The following is a 23,744-nucleotide window of genomic DNA, read 5'->3' as shown; positions in this document are numbered from 1 at the left end:
ATGTATTTTTCTGCTAATTCTTTCGCACGGGCAACCTTTTCAGCTGAAATCTGCTTCATTGGCTTACGGCAATAGCTGCATCGACACCTTTAGTCTTTAACATTTCTTTAATTGTTTGGTAAAGACCGTTTGCCAGAATAGCACTGATAAGATCATTCGTTGTACGTTGAATTTCCAACGCCTCCGTGATCTTGCCTTGTTGTGCTAATTCAAAGATTTCACGAGCTCGCTTACCGTTTACATTAAATGTGCTGCCAATCGCTCCATCAATGTTTAGTACACTTGCAGGAAGGAGCATTTCATCAAATCCGGAATAGATTAATTTATCCGGGAATGCATGACGTAAACGCTCCAACAGATAGAAATCAGGTGCTGTAAACTTCACACCAATAATCCGATCATGTGCTAGTAACTCACCAAATTGGTCTAAGCTCATATTTACACCAGTTAATGCAGGGATGGAATAAATAATCATGTCATTATTTACTTCGTTAATGATTGTTTCATAATAATCTTTGATTTCTTCAAAATCAAATTTGTAATAGAAAGGTGTTACAGCTGAAATAGCATCATATTTTAACTCTGTAACAAATTTCCCAAGTTCTACTGCCTCATCAATATTTAGTGAACCGATTTGAGCAATTAGCTTCACTTGGTCTCCAGCTTCATCTTTAACAATTTCAAAAATACGTTTCTTCATTTCCGTAGTAATCAGGAAATTCTCTCCTGTGCTGCCATTAACATATAGTCCGTCAACCTTTGATTGATCAATGTTGTGGCGGACGATTTCCCGAAGTCCCTGTTCGTTAATATTTCCTTGCTCATCAAATGAACACATTAGTGCTGTAAAAATACCTTTCATGTTACTCATCCCTTCCTTTAATTGCTTGGACAAATTTTTCCGTTATGCATTTAGGTCTCGTAATGGCACTACCCACTACTACTGCATGTGCACCGACATCTAAAGCCATTTTTGCCTTTTCAGGTGTGTCAAAATTTCCTTCAGCGATTACTGGAACATCTACATGTTCCACAAGCTGCCGGACTAATTCAACAGGCTTTGTTCCCTTAGAATAAGGTGTATAGCCTGCTAGAGTCGCTGCAACAATATCTACTCCTGCTTCAGCGGCCATTACACCTTCTTTTAATGTAGACACATCAGCCATAAACAACTGATTTGGATACTTTTCACGAACCTCTGTAAAGAATTCCTTGAAATCTTTACCATCCGGGCGTTCTCTATCTGTCCCATCAAAAGCAATAATGTCTGCACCTTCTTGATAAAGTTCATCTATCTCTTCGATCGTCGGTGTAATAAAAACATCATTATTCGGATAATCCTTTTTAATGATTGCGATGATAGGAAGTTCTACCTCTTGTTTAATCGCCTTAATATCTTTTACCGTGTTGGCACGAATACCAGCAGCTCCGCCAAGCTTCGCTGCTAATGCCATCTTGCTCATAATAAAATCGCTATGCAGTGGTTCATCTTCCAATGCTTGACACGAAACAATTAGTTGATTTTTTACTTTTTCCAGTATTTCCATATAAAAACCCCTCAGTAGCCTTTTCGGTTTACCATATTAAATGGATCACTTACTATTTTTTCTTCTGTTGTCATTGTAGTCTTATGAAAGTTAGTTGTCAATATCTTCAAAATTATTGACAACTAACTAATATTTTCTTATTAACGAAAGGAGTTCGTTTAATATAATTTATTTGCAGCATTTTCACTGATCTTCATTTTAATTTGTTTTGCCCTATCCACATTTTTCATCGTTAATCCTGTACAAATTAAATCAATTAAGTAAAGCTGGGAAATTTTCGATACTAATGTACCATTATCCAACGGACTTTCCTTCACAGAGGATAAAAGAACATAATCGGACAAGCGAGTGAGTGGTGATTTCACATAGTTTGTCAACGCAATCACCTTTGCTCCGTTCGCTTTGGCAATTTCCACTGTATCGTAGACGTCTTTCGTACTTCCGGAAAGACTTACAGCAATGACCACCGTATCTTCCGTCATAGTTGATGCCCTCATTACTTGAAAATGCGGATCGGTCAAAACTTCCGCATGTTTACCAATACGCATCAATCGATTATGCATATCCTCACATGCTATACCAGAAGAGCCTACACCAATAATAACTACATCCTGACTATCATCGATGATATCCACACACTGATTTAACACATCCAGATCGACCATTTCAGCAGAATCATTAACAGCCTGAACAATATGACTGCGGATTTTCTCCACGATTGTACGATCATTATCATGATTTGGAACCATAATTTGTTCCTGGGCTAATAAAAATTTAAAGTCCTGGAAGCCTTTAAAGCCAAGCTTCCGAAAGAAACGCAGTACAGTGGCCTCCGCAACGCCGCTTGCTTCTGATAGTTCTGTTAAGGAGTTATAGATTACCGCATCTTTATTTTCATTAATATAGTTGTATATTTTATGCTCTGACTTCGTAAAACCCGGTTTGTTCTGCTCCATGATTAATGTTGGCTTTCGCTTATTCCCCTGAACAGCATCCTTATTTAACATCCCATCCCCGTCCTTTACCATAAATAGTTAATGATTACTATAAGTATATCAAAGGTTATAAAGAAAAGCGCAAGTGCCTATTCTTGTATACCCCATATCCTTAAAAAAGGAGAAAAATACATGAAGGTATTTTTCTCCTTACCCCTTATGGATTCAGTAAGTTTGGTAAAAACAGTACAAGCTGCGGGAACAGTGTAAGTAGTAGCAAGGTTACTGCAAGTGGAATTAAGAACGGTATAACTCCTCTTGTAATGACATGCATTGGAATGTTCCCTACCTTGGACACCACAAACAAGGCCATACCCATTGGTGGTGTTAAAATACCTATCATTAAGTTTAAAATGACAATAATTCCAAAGTGTACCGGATCAATTCCTGCACTTACCACAACCGGAACCAATATAGGAATTAATAAGATCAACAATGCTAAAGACTCAATAAACATACCAAGGAAAATCAGCAATACGTTAATGAGCAATAATAGCAAGATTGGATTAGAGGTTACATTCAAGAAGAAATCAGCTACTTGAATTGGAATTTGCTCAATCGCAATCATTTGTCCAAAGAACTCCACACCAATGATCATTAATACCGCAATCCCGGTTAAACGCATGGAGTCTACGACATTAATAAAAAATTTCTTTAAAGTTAGTTCCTTGTACACAAAGAACCCTAGGAACATCGCATACAAAGTAGCAATTACTGCCGCTTCTGTTGGTGTAAAGAAGCCGGAGAAAATTCCGCCTATAATAATTACTGGTGTCAGTAATGCCCAAAAAGATTTCTTAAAATAATTAAATCGTTCTTTTCCTGATGCTTTCTCTGCCTTTTGATAACCACGTTTCTTTGCCAGAAAGTAAGCCATAACCATCAAGCTCGCTGTCATAATTAAACCAGGAATGACCCCTGCTAAAAATAAAGAAGCAATGGATTGGTCTGACACTACACCATAAATAATTAACGGGATACTTGGAGGAATAATTGGTCCAATAATTGCTGAAGCAGCTGTTAATCCTCCAGCATAATCATCATCATACTTCTCATCACGCATGGACTTAATTTCCAACTGACCGATACCACCAGCATCTGCTAATGCGGAACCGGACATACCGGAGAAAAGAAGACTTGCCATGATATTTACATGACCTAATCCGCCAGTAAAATGACCGACAAATGACTTTGCAAAGTTAAAAATACGCTCTGTAATTCCTGATGAATTCATTAACGAACCAGTTAAAATAAAGAAAGGAACTGCCAATAAAGAGAACGTATCAATACTGTCAATTAACTTAGCAGCAGAGAAATACGCCATGTTCCAATCATTGGTAGCGAAATAAACGAGCGCAGCAATAATTAGCGTGAATCCAACCGGCATTCCAAGAAATAGTAGTACGAGCCAACCAATAAGAATTGCAACTGCACTCATTTACTCCACCTCCCCTTTCTTCTTGATGTGTTTTACGTTTACTTCTATCAATCTATAAAGCATAAGAATGGAGATGATAGGTAAAGCCGCATACATATACATATAGGAAATATGCAAGGAAACAATTTCTACAGGCACCTTACGCAATGCCATAATATAACCCAAATAACCAATCACGGCAATTGCCACAAAGATTGCCAATTGAAAAATATAATAGATCGCATTTCGAATAACAGGGGGGAACTTATTAACAAAATAATCAATGAGTACATGGTTGCTTTCTTTGATCCCGAATGAGATAGACAGATAACCAACATACACAAAAATAAATTTCGCCAATGCCTCCGACCATGTTAATGGTATATCAAATAATTGCCGGGAAAAAATTTGCAGGGTCAATATCATCAACATGATGATGAATAATGACCCTCCAATAATTTCTTCCAGGTTAGCAAAAAACTTCTTCATAAGACTTCACCTTAACTTTTTATTTTGCTTCCTGAATTTGTTTTAGATAATCTTCAGCTCCGTCGCCGATTTCTTTCAAATATTTGGGATATGCTTCAGAAACAGCTTCTTTAAATGGCGCTAGATCTGGTTCGGTAACGGTTACACCTTCGTCCTCAAACTTGGAAACAAGCTCTTCCTCTTGCTTCTGCACCATCTTTGTATGCTCATCTGCTGCCATGTTAATTCCGTCGATTAAGATTCCTTGTAAATCTTCAGGTAATTTTTCAAGTGTTTTTGTACTTACAACATACTCGTTATCATTTACAACATGATTTGTCATTGCAAGGTAATCCTGTACTTCATAGAACTTCTGTGCATCGATTGTAGTTAATGGATTTTCCTGTCCATCTACTGCATTTGTTTGTAAAGCTGTGTATACTTCTGTAAATGCCATTGGAGTAGCAGATGCGCCAGTATACTTTGCATAGTCTAACAATGTATCTGCTTCAGGTACACGTAATTTCAAACCTTTCATGTCCTCCAGCTTTTCAATTGCACGATTGGAAGTAGTTTGACGTGTACCATTATATGCACTCGCAACAACTTTCCAGTTATGCTTCTCTTCTAAATCCTTTAATAAATTCTTACCGTAATCTGTATTGTTAATTGCTGCTTTCAATTGTTCGAAATCATCTACTACGTAAGGTAGAGCCAATAGGGATGCACGAGGTTCCCAGATTCCAAAACGTCCAGCTTCTGCCAATGTCACATCCAATGTACCTTCTTGAAGTTGTTCAAGCATTGCACGGTCATCCCCTAGTTGAGAACTTGGGTAAATTTTAATTGACAATTGACCATCACTTTCTTTATCAACATATTCAGCTAATTTTTCAGCAGCTTTATATTCTACTTGCTGATTACCAGCAACCAAACCAAATTTCAATTCATAGCTTTCCTTGGAGTCTCCTCCCTCTGCTGATCCTTCTCCACTATCATCAGAGCAGGCCGCTAAACCTACTAATGCTAGAAGTAGAATTCCTAAGTAAAGTAAACTTTTCTTCATTTATAAATCCCCCTTTGAAATTTGAAAAGCAGCTAAAAGCGCTTTCATTTAATTTACATAAATATTATCATTAATGATGATCAATTGTCAACATTATTTTTTATTTGATTATGAAATGTCATGAAATTAAAAGAATCATAATTAACGAGATTTGTTAGTTATTACAAAAATAGCTTAGCTTGATAGATCTATCTATTATAGAAAGCAAATCTCAAAGCAGAGACATATTCGCTTTCAGCTTTTTTGCTAATAGCTGCTTCCGGTACCATTGATTCGAAGCCATGAAAGCAACCCGGATACAGATGAAATTCAACCGGCACACCAGCTTCACTTAGCTTTTGTACATACTCCAATGTTTCATCTTTAAATGGATCCAAGTCGCCAACACACGTGTATGTTGGAGGGAGATTACGATAATTTTCTGCAAGACTCGGTACGGCATACATATCTATTGATTCCATTGGTAAGTCACCTAAATAGTGTTTCCATGCCTTTTGTGTAAATATTCCATTCCAAATTCGCAGGTCGGAAATTTCTTGACTGGAAGATGTTGCAATACGGTTATCTATCATTGGATACAATGGCATCTGGAAGGCTATCTTGGGTCCTTTTCGATCTCTTGCCAGGAGGGATAGTGCCGCAACTAAACCACCGCCTGCACTTACTCCTGCAATGGCAACTTTTTCAGGATTTATTTTTAACTCTGTTGCATGATCCGTAATCCATTTTAATGCTGTATAACAATCATTTAATGCCGCAGGATAGGGATTTTCAGGAGCTAAACGATAGGCAACAGAAACCACAGTACAATTTGCTTCTAACACAAATCGTTGGCATAAACGATCGTTAATTTCCGGCTTGCCACTAATGTAACCGCCACCATGAATCCATAAAAGACACGGCTTTTCGCCCTGATCAGCCTCTATGTTTGCATACATCCTTAACCGGATTTCATGCTCTTCCTCTCCCTGTATGTATCGATTCGTAATCTCTATGTTTTCATGTACCGGCACAGCTTCTCTTTCATCGCCAGCACGCAGTTCTTGCACGTTGTCTATATTCTTCTCTGTTAGTCGTTGAAAATATTTCTTTAAATCAGGATGGACCCGCTCTTCTATCATTTTCTTTTCCCCTTTTTGAATTTAATATTTTTAGAAAAGGACTGGTTTAAAAAGCAGTCTATCAATTTGATAACTTACTGTCAATTACACTTTTATAAAAGACTGATAGTTTACAGAAGGAGTATATAGGTCTCCTCTCCTTCAATTAAGTGAGATTTGAAGAAAAAAGAACAAGCACGTTGCAGCTTGTTCTCCATCCAACCATTTATTCCGGTATATGCTCATATGCCAATTTTTTAATAATTTCTTTATGATGAGGGTAATTGGATAACAATTGATCCTGAGTAAATAACTCAAAATCCTGAAAATCAAATCCAGGTGACACCATACAACCAACAAGTGAATAAGTATGCTTCTCCTTAACAGACGATCCAAAAATAGTGCCTTTAGGAACTACCACTTGTGGAATTTCCCCATTTTCAAGATTTAACCCAAGCTTTACCTCCTCATATTGCCCATCTCGCTTAATCATATGAATGGTTAAGGGACTACCTGCATGAAAATACCACACCTCATCAGACTTCAACCGATGAAAATGGGACACATCTTCAGAGGTAAGCAGAAAATAAATGCTCGTATACAGTTTACGTTGTTCTGCAAAATTAACGGTTAGTTCCTTATCGGAAATCGCCTCTTCCGACTGATAGGTGCTTTTATAATACCCTCCTTCAGGATGGGCTTCCAGACCAAGCTTGGAAATGTAATACGCAGCTTCTCGTTTATTCATGATACACTCTCCTTTGTATTATCTTTAACTAAAATACTAATCCTATTTATCGTTAATTTCACTCATCACGAACAAAAATAGCAGCCTTTTAGTGGCTGCTATTTTAAATTTCCTATCCTTTTATATCTACATTACCACCTATATGCGGCTGAGCAACACGTTGTATGATCGATGCATCTGTTGTACCAAGTAATTCCCGCATTGCTGCTCCCTCTTGCTTTGCATCTCCCATAGCCATTTTCATTACAGACAAAGAGGCTTGTTGTTGTACTTTACCTTGACTAAGAGCCATCGACATTAACGCAACATCCATTTTAGCTTACCTCCTTTTTGTTGTTCTTAAATTATTGTACTAGTGTGGAGCAATTGTTGTTATTATCGGCTAATTTTTATTTATGTAAAGGTATTATAAGATTAAGAGGGAAGATATTTATGATCGCCTATTTCTTTTTTAGATAGCACGCATCACTTTCGTGAAAACCCAATCCCTCCAAAACTACCTCTTCATTACTTGGCATCTTTATTTGAAGACAATAATGAAAGCGAAGCATTCCTACCATACTAATTCTTTTGTATCTTTATTTTTCCTCATAAACATAATTTCATCTTCTTCATGATCTGTTCCTACCATAAGCTCCAAAGAATAAAAGTCATAAAGCTCACCCAAATAATTTGCAGTTGGTTTAGTTAAAGCGCTATTTTTACTCACTTCTTTTGCCAACACCTTTGCACAACTTTCTCCAAGCTCTTCTTTTTCCTCCTCGGAAGAATTGTGTTTCACTTTCATCGAACAGGAAATTGTTTCTTCTTCCACTTCTATTACAGCTTGTAATATATCATTGTTATTTTCTAAATGATCAGTTGCAGCATGAATTTGCTTTTTTGTAACCACAGGAAAGTCTTGAGTTTTAACCATTAGTATAATTAAACCAAGAATTAAAATTAACCCCAAAAAAACCCCGCTAAAATGCTTTCTTGATAATCGCTGGTTAGCAACTAAAATTAAGCTTATTATTAGTGTCGCTACTCCTAAAACATAACCAATCATGCTAATACTTGAATTTATAATAAACATTGCAAGCATAAAGACGAGAAAAATCAGTATAGGGCCAATGTAAAAAAATTTGTTATTCATGTTTCAGCCTTCGCACCCTCTCTTTAATTACAATGAACAATTTTTTACTTCATCTCAAGTTAAGTGAAGTAAATTGCTGCTATACAACTTACACGTTTTTAACTAATAATTATTTAGAAATTTAATCTTTGTGCTACCGGGGACGACGGTAGCAATATTTAAAATTAATAGAACCAGTCCCATAAACATAAAAAACAATAACATCATCACATTTCCATATATGACAAATGATGCAATGCATATTATATTAAACGCAATAATAAATAAGTAACTAAATAGAAATTTAAAAACATATTTAAATGACAGGGGTTTTATCCGTACTTTTTCAAAATTAAAATTACTTGAATTAATTATATTGGATAAACTTTTTTTGTTCATTTTACTTAAAAATATTCTAATTAAAACAATTATAATAAAGGTGATGGAAAGAACGGAATAAATAAACAAAGATGTTATTTGTATATTAAAATAGTCCATTATTGGTCTTAACAGATTGGCTAGAAGTATGGATACGCCAACTCCAAAAATACTAAATACTCCTGATTTAGATTGAGAATCTTTAGGATTTTTAAGTTGATCTATTTTACTTTTGTCGTCTATTCTAAAAACATAGTGTGAGCTCAACCAGATAGCAAATGGAAAGAAAAACACCCAAAAAGAACGATCTTTATCAAAAATGTAGGTTTCCCCATTAATTGTAAGCAAATTATATCTCATATTTTTATTTACAAATTCAACCTCACAATTCACAGTTTGTGCACTACCCTTCTTTTGTCTATGAAACATTTAATTCTCCTTGTGTTTCACACGTGAGATTACTTCATCTTTTATAAAAGCTTCGTTGCTTGTTGCTCAATATTCACCTGATAAAGTACTAAACCACTGTAGATAATACAACTCGAAAAATTAAATATTTATTTCTTCTACTTACAAGATTGGTCCTCTATTAATATTCATGAGTTTACTTGTGCTTTTTAAAATAAACAATTTGAACCAATTGAAAACTTACTTTCTCCTTACCTATCGAATTTTATAATTAATGAATATTTTCACTGCCAACAGAATTAGCATTTACAAATTTAATCTTTGTTCTACCGGGTACGACGGTAGCAATATTAAAAATGAATAGAACGAGTGCAAAGATCATAAAAAACAACAATACCATTATATTTCCAAATTCAATAAACAGTGCAACACTAAGAATATTGAACGCTAAAATAAATAAGTAGCCAAATATAAACTTAAGAAAATGTTTAATAGACTTTGGTCTAATTCTAATTTTTTCCATTTTTATATTCTCTATTTCAATTATATTGCATAAACTTTTTTTGTTTATTTTACTTAAATACTTTCTAATTGAAATGATTATAAAAAAAGCAAATAAAAGAATTGAATAAGTAAACAGTGGTGTTATTTGTATATTAAAATAGTCCATTAGTGGTCTTAGTAAATTAGCCAGAAGTATGGATACGCCAACTCCAAGAAAACTAAATAACCCTGTTTTAGAATGAGAATCTTTAGGATTTTTAAGTTGATCTATTTTACTTTTGTCGTCTATTCTAAAAACATAGTGTGAGGTCAACCAAATAGCAAATGGAAAGAAAAACACCCAGAAAGAACGATCTTTATCAAAAATGTAGGTTTCCCCATTAATTGTAAGCAAATTATATCTCATATTTTTATTTACAAATTCAACCTCACAATTCACAGTTTGTGCACTACCCTTCTTTTGTCTATGAAACATTTAATTCTCCTTGTGTTTTGAATGTGAGATTACTTCCCCCACAGGAATAGCTAATAAGCTTATTAAGAATAAAAAGGCTAACAAAAATAAAGTAATTACCAACACCAATGCATTTCCGTGGATCAAATAGAGCGAGCTCCCCATTACGATAAACAATAAAATAAAAAAATAACTGAATAGGAATTTAATTATATACTTTAAAGACCTCGGCCTTACTAATAGTTTGCTCTTTTGTAATTCGTTTATATTTACTTTCGAATTTAAATGACGCTGAAACATCTTGTTCAAATAAGATAAAAAAATAAAACTAACAATCAACAGGAATACAATGACTGAAATATTAAATATCAAAGATGTAGGTATATCAAAAATGTTGATAAAGGGAGTGATTAAGCTAGCAATCAAAATAGATATTCCAGTTCCGAATATAGGTCGTGTGTTGCTCTGTTTAACAGAAGGGCTAATTAGTTTTTCAACAATTTGATAATCTTCAATTTTATATACCTTATGAGGCAGAAACCAATATACAAACGGAATAAAAATCTTCCATAATGAGTCTCCTACATCCATAATATAACTACTATTGTCCATGCTTAAAATTCGGTATCTTGGATTTTTATATACTCCTTTTATATCACCGTACTTTAACTAAATCATCCTCAGTAAACAAAAATAATTTTAACAACTATAGTAACCTACTATTTTAATTAATGTATCATATAATTTAAGATATTAACATTAGGATAAGCGATTTTCTAAGGTTTAAAATACCAAGAGTCTTCTTGAGTTAAAATTATTCCCCGACTATCATTTATACTCGCTTAATAATCTAAAGATTCTTATCTGATAACTGAACAACCCTAGTTTGAAATCATGTATATGAGTTCTATTTCTTACACGGTCTAATTAGGTATTAATGACTAATTTATTAAAATTCTCTAATAACCGAGTATTTTATACTAGATATAAAGCATCATTTCATTTGAAACTTATTTCTTAAATTATCTATTTTGTATATACTCATAAGGAAGTAAAATTTACCATTATTTATTATGAGGAGTAGTAGAAATGGATCATTCATATCAGATTCTTTTATTAACTAATGGAATTCATGCTCTAAATAGTCAAATCTCCAATAATAATGCTGATATTGCGAAATTAAAAAATGCACAAACGAATATAATTGCTGATCAAAAAGAACTTGGGTCTAAGAGAACCCTTGTTACAGAACCGAACCTAAGTAATGATACATGGCAAGGTAAATACGCAACAGAGTTTTTGGAAATAAGAGAGGAAGTTGGAAGTCAATTTACCAATATTCTACAATCACAAATTGAAACACTTCTTGATAATATCTCCTCTAAAATAGCTGTATTAGAAAATTCGAATGACCAATTAAGTAGTACAATCATATCTAAAAGAAACGAGATACGTTTTCTACAACAAACTGATGGAGGTTAGTTACTAATGCCAGAAATTAAAGTGAACCAATCAGTCGTTTCCCCTGTATTGCAACAATTAAATGAGCGTACACAGGATTTGGATACGACTAACCCACAACCAGAATTCTCCCTATCAACTGTTAACTTCATAGATAAAATCCAATCAGTCGAAGAAAGTTATTACGCAGCAATAAAGCAATATAAATCTGCCTTACTTCATGTGGAAAAAGATATAGAGTCGAGTATTCAAACATATGTAGAGAAGGATGAACAATTAGCAGGTCAAATGGGGCCACAAAGAATAGATTAAAGATAACTGATAATAAGCAAGGAGCGGGAGAAATGAAGGCGATTAAAGTATCCGAAGTAAAGGATGGATTGGATCAGCTCATTCAAAATAAAGAAACCGAAAAAGAGCAAATACTTGCTTTAAGGGATGCAATTAACAGTTTTATAAATTTGGATAGTGCTTTAGAAGGTGAAGGCGGAGACGCATAAGAGATCACTTTGTAACATTGCATCTGAATGCAGTAATTCTATTCAATCTATTTCTTGAAGAATATATAAGTGCGTTAAAAGAGATTAAAAATTCAGTGGATGCTTTTGAAAATAATGACGCATTTATTCAAACTGAATTTATTGAAACAACAGTCAAAACGAAATTAAACCAGTTAGAGAATATGTCTAGTACACTTATTGAAAGTATCAATAATGAGTATAATTTAGTTAGCGACATTGCAGGTGCTGGATCTGTATCTTCTTATTTTTTTAATCAAGAGATAGCCAATGCTAGAGAGAAGTGTGATAGTACCGTAAACAAGTTGGGGACACTTGATGAAGTAAATACTGCAAGTCTCGAAAATTCGGAGGAGTCTATAAATGAAGTTGCAAAGTTTACCAGCAAAATAAAGACCTGGACGAATAGTGGCGTATTTTTGACTGATAAACAATTAAAGGAAATAGAAACCTATTATTCTGAATCGGATATGATTGAGAAGATGATAGAAAATGCTACAAAACTTTCCATTGAGCAAGGAGACAGCACGATACAAGGCGAAGTTGCTAATTGGATCGGTAGTATGGGTAATGCTTCTAAGGCATACGGAGTCGCAAAAGGAGCTATCGCATTTCAAATTATGAATAGTAACATGCTTGAAATGACGAAAGATGGAAAAGGTAACTTTGTTGTTACTGCTTCTTCAAAATGGAAAAAGGTAAATGGTAAATATGGATCAAAGTTAGCAGAAAATATCCATAAACTATTAAAACAAGGTGACCCTGCTTCGGCCAACCCTTTAAGGAAATACCTATCAAAGTATAACAACGCCCCCAGTGGTGTTCTTAAACAACTAATTGGAATGAAACCAGGCACAACAAAACTCAGTTTTGGAAAAGTTGCTAACAATTATTCTAATGTTCTTGTGCTCGATAAAAATAGCTTAAAGGACTATAGTATGAAAGTAGATTGGAAGAAGACTGCAGAACAAGTAACCGATGCTAGGAAAGCTAAGAATTTATTAAAGAGAGTTCCTTATGTAGGAATGGCTTTATCTATCGGCTTTAATACTACCGAGTTTATTAAAGATGAAAACAAAAACCTTTCAGGCTCAGAAAAGACTGGTAGATTTGTAGCAGGTCTTGGTTTGGATATAGGTGCTGCCGGCCTTACAACAACCGGGGCCCTTATTGGTACTGCTATCGCTCCAGGTATAGGCACTATAGTTGGTGGAGCTGTTGGTGCTGGGATAAGTATAGTAGGGTCAATTTTAATAGAAGAAAATATAAAAGAAGTAGGAGAGGAAGTTGGTGGATGGATTGGTGATCGCTACCAAGATAGTAAAGAAGCGGTTATTAATACCACAAAAAAGTTGACAGAAGAAGTAGGAGACTTTATTTCTGATTCAACAAAATTTCTGTCTGGCATTTTTAATTGAGAACTATAGAATTGGGGTATAAATATGAAGAAGCATTTAAACAAAAAAAAGAAAGCGGCTTTCTCTGTTTTCAAAAGTTTTTTTTTCTTTCTAAAAGCAAACTGCATTCTCGGCATAGTTTTATTGTTATTTCTCATTAATTACAAAAGTTGGGACTGGGATGGTGCTGATTATATTTATATATTTATGTTATTCCCTCAAGCCTTCCTTGTTCTGTTAGCAATAATCGCTGGTTTCCGTAAAACGGAGAATAAATTTACTTACCATTTTAGAAATAGCAGAAATGAATGGATTGGTTTAGTGAGTGCGATTACAGCTGTATTATTATTCTCCCTTCTATTTTTGGGAGCCGGTGTTGCTTTTCCAAGTACCGTTGTCTTTCTTGCTATTACAACTAACTTCATGGTTGCGGCATTCTCAGTTATCTTTCATCCATTAACCATAGCTTTATATGAAGCCAATGTATTTGATAAATGCAATACAAAGATGGATTACTTTTATAAGTACATAGCTATATTTACGACTGGAATTAATTACCACACTCAGCAATTATTGCGTTCTGTGCCGTTAGTGATAAACAAGTTATTAGCAGTAATTTTTGTCCTCTTACTGATTTGGCAGTTATTTGGAGTTAATATGATTTTTGGTGATTAAAAATTTATTATAGGATGAAAGGAGATTATTATGACAGAAACTGGTGAAATCAAATTAACAGTTAATGAATTGGCTGCATCCTTATCCCTTTGTGGTTATGAGAGTATCGCTAGTCAGATAATTAATGATCACGGCTTAGTTAATGACGAAGGACAGTTTTCTCGTTTCGTACAAGAAACAGAAACCTCTTTAAAGCAAAAGGGATATTGGGATTCTAATCAAGAAACAGGTATTGCTCGAGGATTAGAGGACCTTCTATATCTACTTGTCCATGCTAAGAAAAAGATTCGTTCTATTAATATGCAAACCCGTAAAGTGTTAATTATTCATTTTTTAAACAAAGATAACATACTTGTTCAACAAATTGAAGAAGCCGAACATCGTTTTTCCTTTCCAGATAAAGCTAATAAGCTTAGTGATCTACTACGGACTCACTATGATTTACCAAATACTGATAGAGTAATGAACGGCTGGCAACCCTTGCAACTCTCAGAACAACTTGTGGACGAGTTCCACACATCTCCAGCCCCTGTAGTTCAGGCTATGGCAGATGATCTTAATCAACCAGTTCCGATACGTCACTTTGCTTCTGATTTTCTGCGGAATGGTCAAGAATTTAATAATATATCGTTTATGGAATCAAATTATGTAAAAGACCACTCTGAATTTGATAATGTGCAATTCTTTGTTCCTGGAGATCATTATATCTGGCATATGGATTATGATGGACTAGAAAAGAATCAGCATGTTATGATGCAGCCTGTTCCCGTAAATACATATTTCGAGGAAGTTCAGAATGCAATTTATGCTTTTTTTGGAATTTCTCATTAATTATATCGTCAAACCCTGTAGATGCCACAGATATTTCTGTGGCTTTTTATATAGTGTATAAATCGACCCTAGTCTCAAAAGTTTATCGCCATGAATTAATACTAGTTGTATTATTTCTTCAAGAACCGAAATGAGATTTTAACAAGTAGTTAATTATATAATTTAATACTCTCTAATAAGACTGATGGTGTTCCCACATTAACTCCCCTCCCTAATTACCCAATCTCTTCCCATGCGTTTTATATTTTATAAATAGGGAAAAATGCGGTTTAGGTGAGCATTTTATTCCTAATTATTATATGGACAAGGAGCTTTGGGATGGGAAATTTATTTAGAGATATTATATTTATTACGCTTGGTGCACTGGCTTATGCGTTATCCGTCACGTTTTTAATTATCCCAAATAATCTTGGTGACGGGGGCCTAACCGGTATATCAGTTATCCTCCACTATGCGTTTGGATGGTCTCCAGGTATCGTGAATTTCATATTAGCTACAATCGTTATTTTAATTGGTTACCGTGTGCTGCCAAGACGTAATATTTTTTTAACTGTACTTGCTGCACCTCTTATATCTTTATTTATTTTTATTACGGAAAATAACATCGAGCCATTAGGTGATCCCCTTGTTTCTGCAATCTTCGCCGGTTTTTTCGGTGGGATAGGTACAGGGCTTATTTTTCGAACAGGTAGTTCTATGGGTGGGACAAGTGTCATTGCACGTATGTTACATCACACGCTTGGTTGGGATTTAACAAGAACAAATTTTGCATTTGATGCAGTCGTTGTATTATCAGGGCTATTTATTATCGGAACTCTAAATACAATGTATACGATCATTCTTTTATTTATTGGAAAGAAAGCATCTGATCTCATAATTGAAGGGCTTGATCCGCGAAAGGCTGTCAGTGTCATTTCGACACAAGCACCTGAAATTACGGATGAAGTCATTCGTCAGATGGATACGAGTGCAACAGTATTTAAAGGGTACGGAGGATATTTAAAAAAAGAAGCGGATATGTCTTATATCATTATTAATAAATACCAGCTGATGAAGTTAAAGCGAATCATTAATTCCGTTGATGATAAAGCATTTGTTGTTATCCATGATGTCCGTGACGTATTTGGCGGAAGCTTCTCATGGGGGAAAAAGTAAAAAGCAGTAGAAAGGAATGTATCTTCCTTTCCACTGCTTTTTGTTTGTTAGAAATATAATCTTCTTACTGACATGCGCTCAGCCTAAGAAAGATTTCCCTTACTTACTGCTGACACCTGTAAAACCATCCTCTAATGTAGCAAGGTACTATTCAGCAAATAATTCACTTGATACTTCTCAGCGAGCAATCTGATAAACATGACTAGTTCCTGCTTATCCAACTCATCATTCTGAAATTGTTCAAGCTTTTCTTGAAAAGCAATTTTTTCTTCCTTTGTAGCATATTTTTTAAAATATCCCCACATATGCTGATACGTATTAATTACAGATCCCTTAGTTGGCTGGACATGAATAGCTTCATCTATTAATCTTTCAATTTCTTCAAGGGAGGAATCTTTTTTGAGCATCTCCCTAATAAGGTTATAATACCGTTGGCTATGGAACATAACGCGATATTTCTCTTGGGCCCATAATTTTTCTATACCAGCTCTACTGGACATTGGTTTCTCCCCCACTTATTTGAACAAGCTACATGTAAACGTTGCATAGCTTCTTTCCCATTAAATTGTTTTAATCATTCCACCATCAACCAGAAAGGACTGACCAGTAATGTACGTATTTGCTCCTGAACAAAGGAAAATCGCCATTTTGGCAAATTCCTCTGGTGTACCTAGTCGGCCTAAAGGTATTGCCTGTTCAGCCCCTCTTCTAACTTCTTCATAGCTTTGCCCTGTTTTTTCTGCAATCGATTGATCTAAATGTGCTACTCTGTCAGTAGCTATTCTTCCAGGACCAATTGTATTTATTAAAATATTATCCTGTCCCAATTCCTGTGACAAGCTTTTAGAAAGTCCAGCTATCCCTGGGCGAAACGTGTTTGATAAGATCAGGTTATCAATAGGCTGTTTCATAGAGGAAGAGGCAATATTAACAATATGACCTGCCCTTTTCCTTCGCATAGAAGGAAGCACCGCACGAATTGTTCGCACAAAACTAAGAACGTTCAGTTCAAACGCGTATTGCCAGTCTTCATCTGACATACTATCGAAGTCTCCAGCAGGCGGCCCTCCGGTATTATTAACTAAAACATCAATGCTACCGTGAAGTTCTTCTACTCTCAAAACAAGATTTTTTATGTCCTCCGATTTTGTTAGGTTACAAATAACATAATCAACATGATGATTCCCTGTTTCCGAGCTGATTTCAGCTTTGGCACTTTTTAAATTCTCCTCGTTACGGCTGGCTATCACAACACGCGCACCTTCTGAAGCAAATCGCTTAGCCATAGCTTTTCCAAGACCATTACTACCTGCAGGTACAATGACAGATTTTCCGTTAAGCTGTAAATCCATATCAAACACGCTCCCTCATTTTATAATTACTTGAATCGAGTTGTTTTATCCCAGCCTATAACACGTTTTTCTCTTTTTGCTTTCATATACATAATTGTACTTTTTACGAACAGGTAAGAAAACAACTGCGCATACGTAAAATACATGATAAAGCTGACCAGAATATTTTGCGGTGTGAATGTTTTTTCCGCTGATTGAGCACTCAGCAATTGAATAGTATACACAACATAAGCAATGTACCAAATAACCATAAGTGGAATAGTAATAATCACATGAAAATAGCCAAATACACCGAGAACAAACCAAATATAGGAAATAACTAAAAATATCCAGAAAATAACGTATACCATCAATTGGTGAAGGGAATGTACAAGCAGCTTCCCTTTAAAGTATCCAGGCTCCAGCAATGTTTTTTCTACAATATAAAGATTGCCAAGCAGCCATCTGGTCCGTTGTTTAATATAAACTGGCATCGTTTCCGGTTCCTGCTCCCAGGTAATGGAATGTGGCACAATCGGCAAGAACATTCCTTGTCTTGTTATCCGTAATGTTAGTTCCGCATCTTCTGCAATCGCGTAGGGGTCATAGCCTCCAAGATCCTCAATGACTGATCTTTTTACAAGCATATTTGTTCCCGTTAAAGAGCCTGTTTTAAAAAGCTGCCATCTTCCGGCTTGCATTAACAGCTGAAAAACTTGAAATTCTATAGAGATCATCCGGGTAAGCAAATTTTTCTCTTCATTCATCGTTCGAACATGTCCTACAGCACCGCCTGCATTCGGATAATTTTCCGCCATTTCAACCAGTTTGATTAGAGCTTCTGGTTCTGGTTGGTTATCTGCATCATATACACAAAAATAGGTTCCATCCGAAATTTCCAATCCATGATTTAGTACCCGGGATTTTCCTTTAGGCTCCCCTGCAGGTACGCGAATATGACGAACACGCTGGTAGGTTTGTTCAAATTCATCAGCAATATCCGCAGTGTCATCACTTGAATTATCGTTTAGAACATAAATAGTTAACCTTCCTGGATATCTGAGCCTTACCATTGCTTCCAATGTCTGTTCCAATACAATGCCTTCATTATGGGCAGGAATCAGTATATCAACACTTGGATAATACTCGAGTGAGGGCATATTACCCTTTCGTTTAGCACGATAATATAAACCGGCCAGAGCAAGTACAGAATAATAGAGTAACAGGACAATAAATAAACCTGTAATAAACAATAGAAGGCCACGAAAGGAAATGAGTTCAAAATAAAAGCTTACTCCTATAAGTATAAGAAACCCAATAAAAAAAGAAGAAATAAACCATTTTTTCATTGAGCGTCCCCTTCTTTCACAGTTGCTTGCCTGCCATACCCGACTATCTCTTTATCCCATTCTATCTTATTAATAGTTTCTGGTGTAAAGACATCCTCCAAGCGGTTGTTGATACGTTCTTTTACAATATGTAGACCGTCTTCCCCTGTGTTCTGAAGAAGAATTAAAATGGTGTCCTTATCCTGTTTACCAACAACGTCAAAATGTTCCCTGACAGACGTGTATACACTTTCTGCCAATAGATCAATTCCTGATTTTTTCACTCTTCTTGCCCACTTATTCATCCGCAGAGTTAGCAGATAACCCGTTTCTTTTCTCCGCACCATTGCATTTGTAATTAATTCTTTCTGTTTATTAAACTCTCTAAAAGAAAGTACTCTCGTATTGGCAATGTATTCAGCAAGCTCATTTACCCGCTGCTGCAATTGGCGGTTTTCAATGGCTAGTGCTTTTATCCATTTTGTTAAAACGTAAGCAGTTCCAATGTGAGCAACAATAATTGCATGTATGCCTACAGCCGCCAATTGAACAGGAGTCTCCCATGCTTGTTGAAAAGCATAGGTTAGCAAGCCAAAGGAGCTTATTAATATAAAGCTTATGAAAACTAAAAACGCCAATTTTTCTTTCAAATTTAAAAATACAATAAAAGGTATAATTGCAAGTAGAACAAAATAAAAAGAAGAAATGAAAGTTTGAGTAAAATAAAACAGCAGCAAAAATGTGCCAATCCACACTAATGCCGCTATACTCAATTTGTTTAGCCTATCCATGTACGCACACTCCTTACAAAACATAAACTGCATATGAGGGCAGTATAACATACCGTGAACCCCTATTTCATGGGCCTTTCGGGAAAAATGGCCATAAGGTTAGCGAGTTTGACTATTTTGAATATTGTTGACAAAAATATCTATTCATGGTCAAATATATGAGAGAGTATCCACTGGGGAATATTTTCCTTATTGCTTCCATTGGAAACAATTTTATAAAATACCTGGCCTGCCTAAATAATAACCTTGCCCATGCGTGATTCCAATATCAATGGCAGTTTGCATTTCTTCTCTTGTCTCCATCCCTTCCAACACGATTAATTTATCCTTTCCGAATATCTCAACGATTCTTCGCATATATTCCCGTTTCTTTTGAAAGTATACAATTCCATGAGCAAAGAAACGATCAAATTTAAGAATATCCGGATCTAATTCAATAATAGCTTCTAATGTGGACTCTCCTCTTCCAATATCATCTAATGCAATTTCAAAACCCCAATTTTTCAAATCATTTACCCGCTCTATTAGAAGATCCAAATCTTCCTTTTTCTCTGCTTCACTAATCTCTAATATTGTGTTTTCTGGAGAAATTGTTGTGTCATCAATAATTTCATTCATTATTTCAGGGAACTTAGGTGAAATAATGGTGGAAGGGCATATATTCACAAACAATTTCTCTTTATTAGGTAACTGTTGGTATTGAAGACTAGCTTTATAAATGGATGTCATATCAAGCTCAAACAAATAGTTATTCTTTTTTGCATCAATGAAATGTAACTCAGGGTTATCAAAGTTTTTTGGTCTAAGCAATGCTTCATACCCGTATACTTCGTTTTCATTTAGTGCGACTATTGATTGAAAAACATGATGGAAATCCAGTCTATCCTTCTCCCCATTCATCGTTTTAAACATCGAATCACCCAGTATCATTTTGACTTAAATTTAAATTATTTTCGTATCTTCTTTTTTCAAAGGGTTAACTACTCCGTTAAAACAAATTTATATTATAGATGAATAGTGGTCTGCATTCTTTATAAAGTCGCTTCTCATATTTTGAATTTTCTATCCATCCATTTACTATTTCCCTATTACATCCTCTTCTAAAACATTTAAATACCAAACAAGCCTTGTTGTTATGGAAAATACATACGAAATTACCATATATTTATATTTTTTGTATAATAGAGAAGAAGTGACTTTTTTATATCAATTATTCTTATGAAGGTGAGGAATTCCTTTGAAAACTGGTAAAGAAATAAAGAAGCAAAATAATCTTAATCTAATTGAAGTAAGTATTCTCGTCAATTTACGTAAACATCGCGGCAGATTGGTTACTGTAGATTTAATTAGCAAAAATCCGGAAGATCAAACACTCATACATAAATACATAGATGGATTAGTAAAGAAAGAGTTTGTAGAAAAAATTGGTGAGGATGCATATCGGTTAAGCGTCCATGGGGCTAAGTTGGAGCTCTTGCAGGCATAAATAGAGGAGATAAGCACATCTTCTAATTTGTTGTCAAAACAAAATACGAGACCAAAATTATTTCTCCCCCTGTATCCCTTTCAAGTACCAATCTACACCTCCCTCTCTTTTATCATCATTTCATTCAAAAATAGAGTAACACGCTTCCTCCCTTTTAGATTTATCTTTTGATAAATTTGACTAACATGAATTTTAACCGTGCCTTCTGACAATTGAAGAAGTTCAGCAATCTCCTTATTACGAAGTCCTTTCTTCAAGAAATAAGCTACCTCAATTTGTCTTTTGGATAATTCAAACTGGTGGGCGTACAGACGGTACTGAAATAATTCTATATTGTATTCCTCTGTTTCCTCCAGAAGATCTATCAAATTCTTCGTAAATGCTGTGGGAAAAATAAATTGATCAGGTTGGTTGGTGGTAATTGCTTCATTAATTGTCTCAGCCACCGTGTCCATTTTAACTAAAATACTATCTGTATCAATCAGCAGAATATCATGCAAATCATCTTGTGAGAAAGGTGATGTTAAAAGGAATGTGCGCATGTCTTTCCAGTAGTTCTTAGCTTCCTGAATTATTTTGCCTGCTTCTTGAAAGTGCAAACCTTCCATATCCAGAAGCATGAGTGCAGGTTGAAAAACACGCAGTTCTTCATTGTTTGGTTGCTTAATCCCTGTAAATTTTACCAAGTCAACAAGTGGGTTATCCTCTAAAACCTTTATTATTTCATGGGGGAAAATCGTATTTGATACATACAATATATTCATCGCTGCTCCAGCTCTCTCTTAGTTTTTTACTAAACTATTTTATTTTCGTATTGTTTGCTATATATATCGGCTAAATACCAAAATATATAAGACAAATTTCCTATTTTTATAATATAACAAAATAAAGTTATTAGATCTTGTTATGAGGTATTTTATTACACTGTTATTTATTTAGTTAATTTTTCCAAACCACTGTATAATGGCAAAGACTTCCTGTATACTTAGTTCGATTAGGTAAATAGGAGGAGGAAATTGGATGTCGAACAAGCAAAAAGGCTTTATTTTTGGGGGAATTGCAATTATTGTAACTGCATTTATATTGTTTTTAGTAATTACCCAAAACCAGCCAGCTTTACCTGCAGAAGCTAAACAAAAAGAGATTAAATCTGAAAAGGCAAGTCCTGTAGCCGAGCCGACTGAACAGGAAAAGCCAAACATGGAGATAGCGGAAAAAGAAACAGACAGCAAAGAAGAGAAAGCGAAGGAAGAGAGCAAGAAAAAGGAAACGAAAAAAGATGATACAGAGCAAAAGAATAATGAAGAAGAAAGCATTTCATTTGAAAAGAAATACATAACGGTTTCATCTTTAAATTTGCGTTCTGATCCCAATACCCAATCAGACGTATTGGGTGTTCTAATGCTAAATGAAGAAATTCAAGCAGCAGATACGAATTTAGACAACGGCTGGATAAAAGTAAAAACGAAGTCGGGAAACGGATATGTAAACAGTAAGTATTTATCCAGTGAGAAAAAAGTAATTACTGCCACTGCTCAAAAAGTAAAAAAGAAAACAACCGAAAAATCTGCGAACAACAAAAATACACAGACGCAAAAGCAAGCAAATAAACCAAAAGAACAGGCATCTTCTGATAAAAAGCAGGAAAAGCCAGTGAAAGCGACTCCTAAAAATGATGCTGAAAAACTGAGCTCCGTTGGCAACAATAATCAATTAATTTTAGTTACAACGAATGGGTATGGTACAAGCTCAGCAAAAGTACAGACATTTGAACGTGGCTCCTCTGGAGAGTGGCAGAGAGTTATGCATACAAATGGATTTATTGGTAAGAATGGCTTTGCAGGAAGCAAAGTAGAGGGTGATGGAAAAAGCCCTACAGGAAAATATAGTATAGGCACTGCCTTTGGCAGAGCTGGCAACCCTGGAACAAAGCTACCTTTTCGAAGCATTAGTTCTGATGATGTATGGGTAGATGATCCGAAATCAAGTCTTTATAATTCTTGGCAGTCCAGAAAGAAAACAGAAGGTCAGTGGAACAGTGCAGAAAACATGGATATCGCGTTGTATACGTATGGGTTTGTCATTAACTATAATACTGCTCGGACACCAGGAAAAGGAAGTGCTATTTTCTTTCACGTAGCGAACGGGCATACACTTGGTTGCACAGGAGTTTCGCAGTCTCATATGGTCTCCATTTTAAAGTGGATCAATCCAGCCAAAAATCCTGTGATTATCCAGACACCTGAAAGCAAGTTATCCAATTATTAAGAGCCTGGATGCTATTTATATTTTTTTCCATAATAGTTGAATGGCGATCACATCTTAATGACTGGAAGAATTAATATTTATATATGTAAAATCCGAACTGATTCTTATTATGAATCATGGTTCGGATTTTTTTGTAAGAAAAATTCACAGACTGCTCGGTTAAATGAAGTTTTCGGGAGATGTTATTACTTTCCTTGTCCTGTTGGAACAGAGCGTAGCAGCTGAACAGAAAGTGAAGCACCTTTCCCCCATCTGTACAAGTATACTTCTTTATTATAAATCTATTTAGCTATGTCTTAGCCAT

At 35.2% G+C, this 23,744-nt stretch carries 26 protein-coding genes and 1 pseudogene; 8 read left to right on the top strand and 19 right to left on the bottom strand.

What is annotated here, in order from left to right:
• Positions 1–55: 55 nt before the first annotated feature.
• From JCM12304_RS13205 to JCM12304_RS20405, 13 genes are all read right to left on the bottom strand, one after another.
• Positions 56–862 (bottom strand): N-acetylneuraminate lyase, encoded by an 807-nt coding sequence (locus JCM12304_RS13205; protein ID WP_369813167.1) that lies wholly within the window; start codon positions 860–862, stop codon positions 56–58.
• A 1-nt stretch (position 863) separates the two neighbouring features.
• On the bottom strand, positions 864–1,547 hold the full coding sequence (locus JCM12304_RS13200) for an N-acetylmannosamine-6-phosphate 2-epimerase (protein ID WP_060680885.1): 684 nt from the start codon (positions 1,545–1,547) through the stop codon (positions 864–866).
• A gap of 158 nt (positions 1,548–1,705) precedes the next feature.
• Positions 1,706–2,554 (bottom strand): MurR/RpiR family transcriptional regulator, encoded by an 849-nt coding sequence (locus JCM12304_RS13195; RefSeq protein WP_019379145.1) that lies wholly within the window; start codon positions 2,552–2,554, stop codon positions 1,706–1,708.
• Between the two features lie 145 nt (positions 2,555–2,699).
• Complete coding sequence (locus tag JCM12304_RS13190; RefSeq protein ID WP_019379144.1) at positions 2,700–3,980, bottom strand: TRAP transporter large permease; 1,281 nt, start codon at positions 3,978–3,980, stop codon at positions 2,700–2,702.
• Positions 3,981–4,448: a TRAP transporter small permease gene (locus JCM12304_RS13185; RefSeq protein WP_019379143.1), complete on the bottom strand. Its 468-nt coding sequence runs from the start codon at positions 4,446–4,448 to the stop codon at positions 3,981–3,983.
• Positions 4,449–4,467: 19 nt separating this feature from the next.
• Positions 4,468–5,493, bottom strand: coding sequence for a sialic acid TRAP transporter substrate-binding protein SiaP (locus JCM12304_RS13180; RefSeq protein ID WP_019379142.1), 1,026 nt, complete (start codon positions 5,491–5,493; stop codon positions 4,468–4,470).
• 188 nt (positions 5,494–5,681) lie between these two features.
• Entirely contained in the window at positions 5,682–6,611 is a 930-nt protein-coding gene (locus JCM12304_RS13175; protein WP_060680903.1) for an alpha/beta hydrolase, read from the bottom strand.
• A 208-nt stretch (positions 6,612–6,819) separates the two neighbouring features.
• Positions 6,820–7,341: a cupin domain-containing protein gene (locus JCM12304_RS13170; protein WP_060680883.1), complete on the bottom strand. Its 522-nt coding sequence runs from the start codon at positions 7,339–7,341 to the stop codon at positions 6,820–6,822.
• Between the two features lie 112 nt (positions 7,342–7,453).
• A complete protein-coding gene (locus tag JCM12304_RS13165) occupies positions 7,454–7,654 on the bottom strand; it encodes a YjfB family protein (RefSeq protein ID WP_060680881.1) in 201 nt (66 codons plus the stop codon).
• 240 nt (positions 7,655–7,894) lie between these two features.
• Positions 7,895–8,476 (bottom strand): O-antigen ligase family protein, encoded by a 582-nt coding sequence (locus JCM12304_RS13160; RefSeq protein WP_060680879.1) that lies wholly within the window; start codon positions 8,474–8,476, stop codon positions 7,895–7,897.
• 102 nt (positions 8,477–8,578) lie between these two features.
• On the bottom strand, positions 8,579–9,262 hold the full coding sequence (locus tag JCM12304_RS13155; RefSeq protein ID WP_060680877.1) for a DUF443 family protein: 684 nt from the start codon (positions 9,260–9,262) through the stop codon (positions 8,579–8,581).
• 250 nt (positions 9,263–9,512) lie between these two features.
• A complete protein-coding gene (locus JCM12304_RS13150) occupies positions 9,513–10,220 on the bottom strand; it encodes a DUF443 family protein (RefSeq protein WP_060680875.1) in 708 nt (235 codons plus the stop codon).
• Positions 10,221–10,853 (bottom strand): DUF443 family protein, encoded by a 633-nt coding sequence (locus JCM12304_RS20405; RefSeq protein WP_369813168.1) that lies wholly within the window; start codon positions 10,851–10,853, stop codon positions 10,221–10,223.
• Between the two features lie 435 nt (positions 10,854–11,288).
• Here JCM12304_RS20405 and JCM12304_RS13140 point away from each other — a divergent pair, with 435 nt between their 5' ends.
• The 6 genes and pseudogenes from JCM12304_RS13140 to JCM12304_RS13115 all read left to right on the top strand — a co-directional run bounded on the left by JCM12304_RS13140 (position 11,289) and on the right by JCM12304_RS13115 (position 16,236).
• Positions 11,289–11,681: a YwqH-like family protein gene (locus tag JCM12304_RS13140; RefSeq protein WP_060680871.1), complete on the top strand. Its 393-nt coding sequence runs from the start codon at positions 11,289–11,291 to the stop codon at positions 11,679–11,681.
• A gap of 6 nt (positions 11,682–11,687) precedes the next feature.
• Positions 11,688–11,972 carry a YwqI/YxiC family protein gene (locus tag JCM12304_RS13135; protein WP_060680869.1) on the top strand — a complete coding sequence of 95 codons (285 nt, stop codon included), beginning with the start codon at positions 11,688–11,690 and terminating at the stop codon, positions 11,970–11,972.
• A 32-nt stretch (positions 11,973–12,004) separates the two neighbouring features.
• Positions 12,005–13,596 (top strand): annotated as a pseudogene (locus JCM12304_RS13130) (T7SS effector LXG polymorphic toxin).
• A 186-nt stretch (positions 13,597–13,782) separates the two neighbouring features.
• Entirely contained in the window at positions 13,783–14,250 is a 468-nt protein-coding gene (locus tag JCM12304_RS13125; protein ID WP_172675292.1) for a hypothetical protein, read from the top strand.
• Positions 14,251–14,280: 30 nt separating this feature from the next.
• Positions 14,281–15,081 (top strand): hypothetical protein, encoded by an 801-nt coding sequence (locus JCM12304_RS13120; protein WP_019379165.1) that lies wholly within the window; start codon positions 14,281–14,283, stop codon positions 15,079–15,081.
• Between the two features lie 318 nt (positions 15,082–15,399).
• Complete coding sequence (locus JCM12304_RS13115) at positions 15,400–16,236, top strand: YitT family protein (protein ID WP_060680867.1); 837 nt, start codon at positions 15,400–15,402, stop codon at positions 16,234–16,236.
• Between the two features lie 131 nt (positions 16,237–16,367).
• Here JCM12304_RS13115 and JCM12304_RS13110 read toward each other — a convergent pair whose 3' ends face one another.
• From JCM12304_RS13110 to JCM12304_RS13090, 5 genes are all read right to left on the bottom strand, one after another.
• Entirely contained in the window at positions 16,368–16,736 is a 369-nt protein-coding gene (locus JCM12304_RS13110; RefSeq protein WP_019379167.1) for a YbgA family protein, read from the bottom strand.
• 60 nt (positions 16,737–16,796) lie between these two features.
• A complete protein-coding gene (locus tag JCM12304_RS13105) occupies positions 16,797–17,588 on the bottom strand; it encodes an SDR family oxidoreductase (RefSeq protein ID WP_060680865.1) in 792 nt (263 codons plus the stop codon).
• 26 nt (positions 17,589–17,614) lie between these two features.
• Positions 17,615–18,916 (bottom strand): glycosyltransferase family 2 protein, encoded by a 1,302-nt coding sequence (locus JCM12304_RS13100; RefSeq protein WP_060680863.1) that lies wholly within the window; start codon positions 18,914–18,916, stop codon positions 17,615–17,617.
• On the bottom strand, positions 18,913–19,686 hold the full coding sequence (locus JCM12304_RS13095) for a hypothetical protein (RefSeq protein ID WP_060680861.1): 774 nt from the start codon (positions 19,684–19,686) through the stop codon (positions 18,913–18,915). Before JCM12304_RS13095 ends, JCM12304_RS13100 begins: the two co-directional genes overlap by 4 nt.
• A 213-nt stretch (positions 19,687–19,899) precedes the next feature.
• Positions 19,900–20,616 carry an EAL domain-containing protein gene (locus tag JCM12304_RS13090; RefSeq protein WP_081504630.1) on the bottom strand — a complete coding sequence of 239 codons (717 nt, stop codon included), beginning with the start codon at positions 20,614–20,616 and terminating at the stop codon, positions 19,900–19,902.
• Between the two features lie 307 nt (positions 20,617–20,923).
• Between JCM12304_RS13090 and JCM12304_RS13085 the strand changes: the two genes are divergently transcribed.
• Positions 20,924–21,172 carry a hypothetical protein gene (locus JCM12304_RS13085; RefSeq protein WP_060680859.1) on the top strand — a complete coding sequence of 83 codons (249 nt, stop codon included), beginning with the start codon at positions 20,924–20,926 and terminating at the stop codon, positions 21,170–21,172.
• A 92-nt stretch (positions 21,173–21,264) separates the two neighbouring features.
• On the opposite strand, the gene JCM12304_RS13080 is transcribed toward JCM12304_RS13085, so the two are convergent.
• Positions 21,265–21,936 (bottom strand): response regulator transcription factor, encoded by a 672-nt coding sequence (locus tag JCM12304_RS13080; protein ID WP_060680858.1) that lies wholly within the window; start codon positions 21,934–21,936, stop codon positions 21,265–21,267.
• Positions 21,937–22,192: 256 nt separating this feature from the next.
• On the opposite strand from JCM12304_RS13080, the gene JCM12304_RS13075 reads away from it, so the two are divergent.
• A complete protein-coding gene (locus tag JCM12304_RS13075) occupies positions 22,193–23,440 on the top strand; it encodes an SH3 domain-containing protein (protein WP_060680856.1) in 1,248 nt (415 codons plus the stop codon).
• Positions 23,441–23,744: the final 304 nt, after the last annotated feature.

The sequence above is a fragment of the Virgibacillus halodenitrificans JCM 12304 genome (assembly GCF_001310895.1).
Lineage (GTDB): Bacteria > Bacillota > Bacilli > Bacillales > Amphibacillaceae > Virgibacillus_Q > Virgibacillus_Q halodenitrificans.
The sequence above is the reverse complement of the archived record's forward strand: the minus strand, read 5'-3'. Positions and strand labels throughout refer to the sequence as shown.

What these genes read in the sequence shown, in the direction of transcription:
- JCM12304_RS13105 (WP_060680865.1), bottom strand. Translation starts at nt 17,588, where the DNA reads ATGGATTTACAGCTTAACGGAAAATCTGTCATTGTACCTGCAGGTAGT.
- JCM12304_RS13180 (WP_019379142.1), bottom strand. Translation starts at nt 5,493, where the DNA reads ATGAAGAAAAGTTTACTTTACTTAGGAATTCTACTTCTAGCATTAGTA.
- JCM12304_RS13120 (WP_019379165.1), top strand. Translation starts at nt 14,281, where the DNA reads ATGACAGAAACTGGTGAAATCAAATTAACAGTTAATGAATTGGCTGCA.
- JCM12304_RS13195 (WP_019379145.1), bottom strand. Translation starts at nt 2,554, where the DNA reads ATGTTAAATAAGGATGCTGTTCAGGGGAATAAGCGAAAGCCAACATTA.
- JCM12304_RS13205 (WP_369813167.1), bottom strand. Translation starts at nt 862, where the DNA reads ATGAAAGGTATTTTTACAGCACTAATGTGTTCATTTGATGAGCAAGGA.
- JCM12304_RS13100 (WP_060680863.1), bottom strand. Translation starts at nt 18,916, where the DNA reads ATGAAAAAATGGTTTATTTCTTCTTTTTTTATTGGGTTTCTTATACTT.
- JCM12304_RS13170 (WP_060680883.1), bottom strand. Translation starts at nt 7,341, where the DNA reads ATGAATAAACGAGAAGCTGCGTATTACATTTCCAAGCTTGGTCTGGAA.
- JCM12304_RS13160 (WP_060680879.1), bottom strand. Translation starts at nt 8,476, where the DNA reads ATGAATAACAAATTTTTTTACATTGGCCCTATACTGATTTTTCTCGTC.
- JCM12304_RS13125 (WP_172675292.1), top strand. Translation starts at nt 13,783, where the DNA reads ATGTTATTCCCTCAAGCCTTCCTTGTTCTGTTAGCAATAATCGCTGGT.
- JCM12304_RS13200 (WP_060680885.1), bottom strand. Translation starts at nt 1,547, where the DNA reads ATGGAAATACTGGAAAAAGTAAAAAATCAACTAATTGTTTCGTGTCAA.
- JCM12304_RS13110 (WP_019379167.1), bottom strand. Translation starts at nt 16,736, where the DNA reads ATGTCCAGTAGAGCTGGTATAGAAAAATTATGGGCCCAAGAGAAATAT.
- JCM12304_RS13075 (WP_060680856.1), top strand. Translation starts at nt 22,193, where the DNA reads ATGTCGAACAAGCAAAAAGGCTTTATTTTTGGGGGAATTGCAATTATT.
- JCM12304_RS13115 (WP_060680867.1), top strand. Translation starts at nt 15,400, where the DNA reads ATGGGAAATTTATTTAGAGATATTATATTTATTACGCTTGGTGCACTG.
- JCM12304_RS13155 (WP_060680877.1), bottom strand. Translation starts at nt 9,262, where the DNA reads ATGTTTCATAGACAAAAGAAGGGTAGTGCACAAACTGTGAATTGTGAG.
- JCM12304_RS13090 (WP_081504630.1), bottom strand. Translation starts at nt 20,616, where the DNA reads ATGATACTGGGTGATTCGATGTTTAAAACGATGAATGGGGAGAAGGAT.
- JCM12304_RS13140 (WP_060680871.1), top strand. Translation starts at nt 11,289, where the DNA reads ATGGATCATTCATATCAGATTCTTTTATTAACTAATGGAATTCATGCT.
- JCM12304_RS13150 (WP_060680875.1), bottom strand. Translation starts at nt 10,220, where the DNA reads ATGTTTCATAGACAAAAGAAGGGTAGTGCACAAACTGTGAATTGTGAG.
- JCM12304_RS13185 (WP_019379143.1), bottom strand. Translation starts at nt 4,448, where the DNA reads ATGAAGAAGTTTTTTGCTAACCTGGAAGAAATTATTGGAGGGTCATTA.
- JCM12304_RS13080 (WP_060680858.1), bottom strand. Translation starts at nt 21,936, where the DNA reads ATGAATATATTGTATGTATCAAATACGATTTTCCCCCATGAAATAATA.
- JCM12304_RS13135 (WP_060680869.1), top strand. Translation starts at nt 11,688, where the DNA reads ATGCCAGAAATTAAAGTGAACCAATCAGTCGTTTCCCCTGTATTGCAA.
- JCM12304_RS13095 (WP_060680861.1), bottom strand. Translation starts at nt 19,686, where the DNA reads ATGGATAGGCTAAACAAATTGAGTATAGCGGCATTAGTGTGGATTGGC.
- JCM12304_RS13165 (WP_060680881.1), bottom strand. Translation starts at nt 7,654, where the DNA reads ATGGATGTTGCGTTAATGTCGATGGCTCTTAGTCAAGGTAAAGTACAA.
- JCM12304_RS13190 (WP_019379144.1), bottom strand. Translation starts at nt 3,980, where the DNA reads ATGAGTGCAGTTGCAATTCTTATTGGTTGGCTCGTACTACTATTTCTT.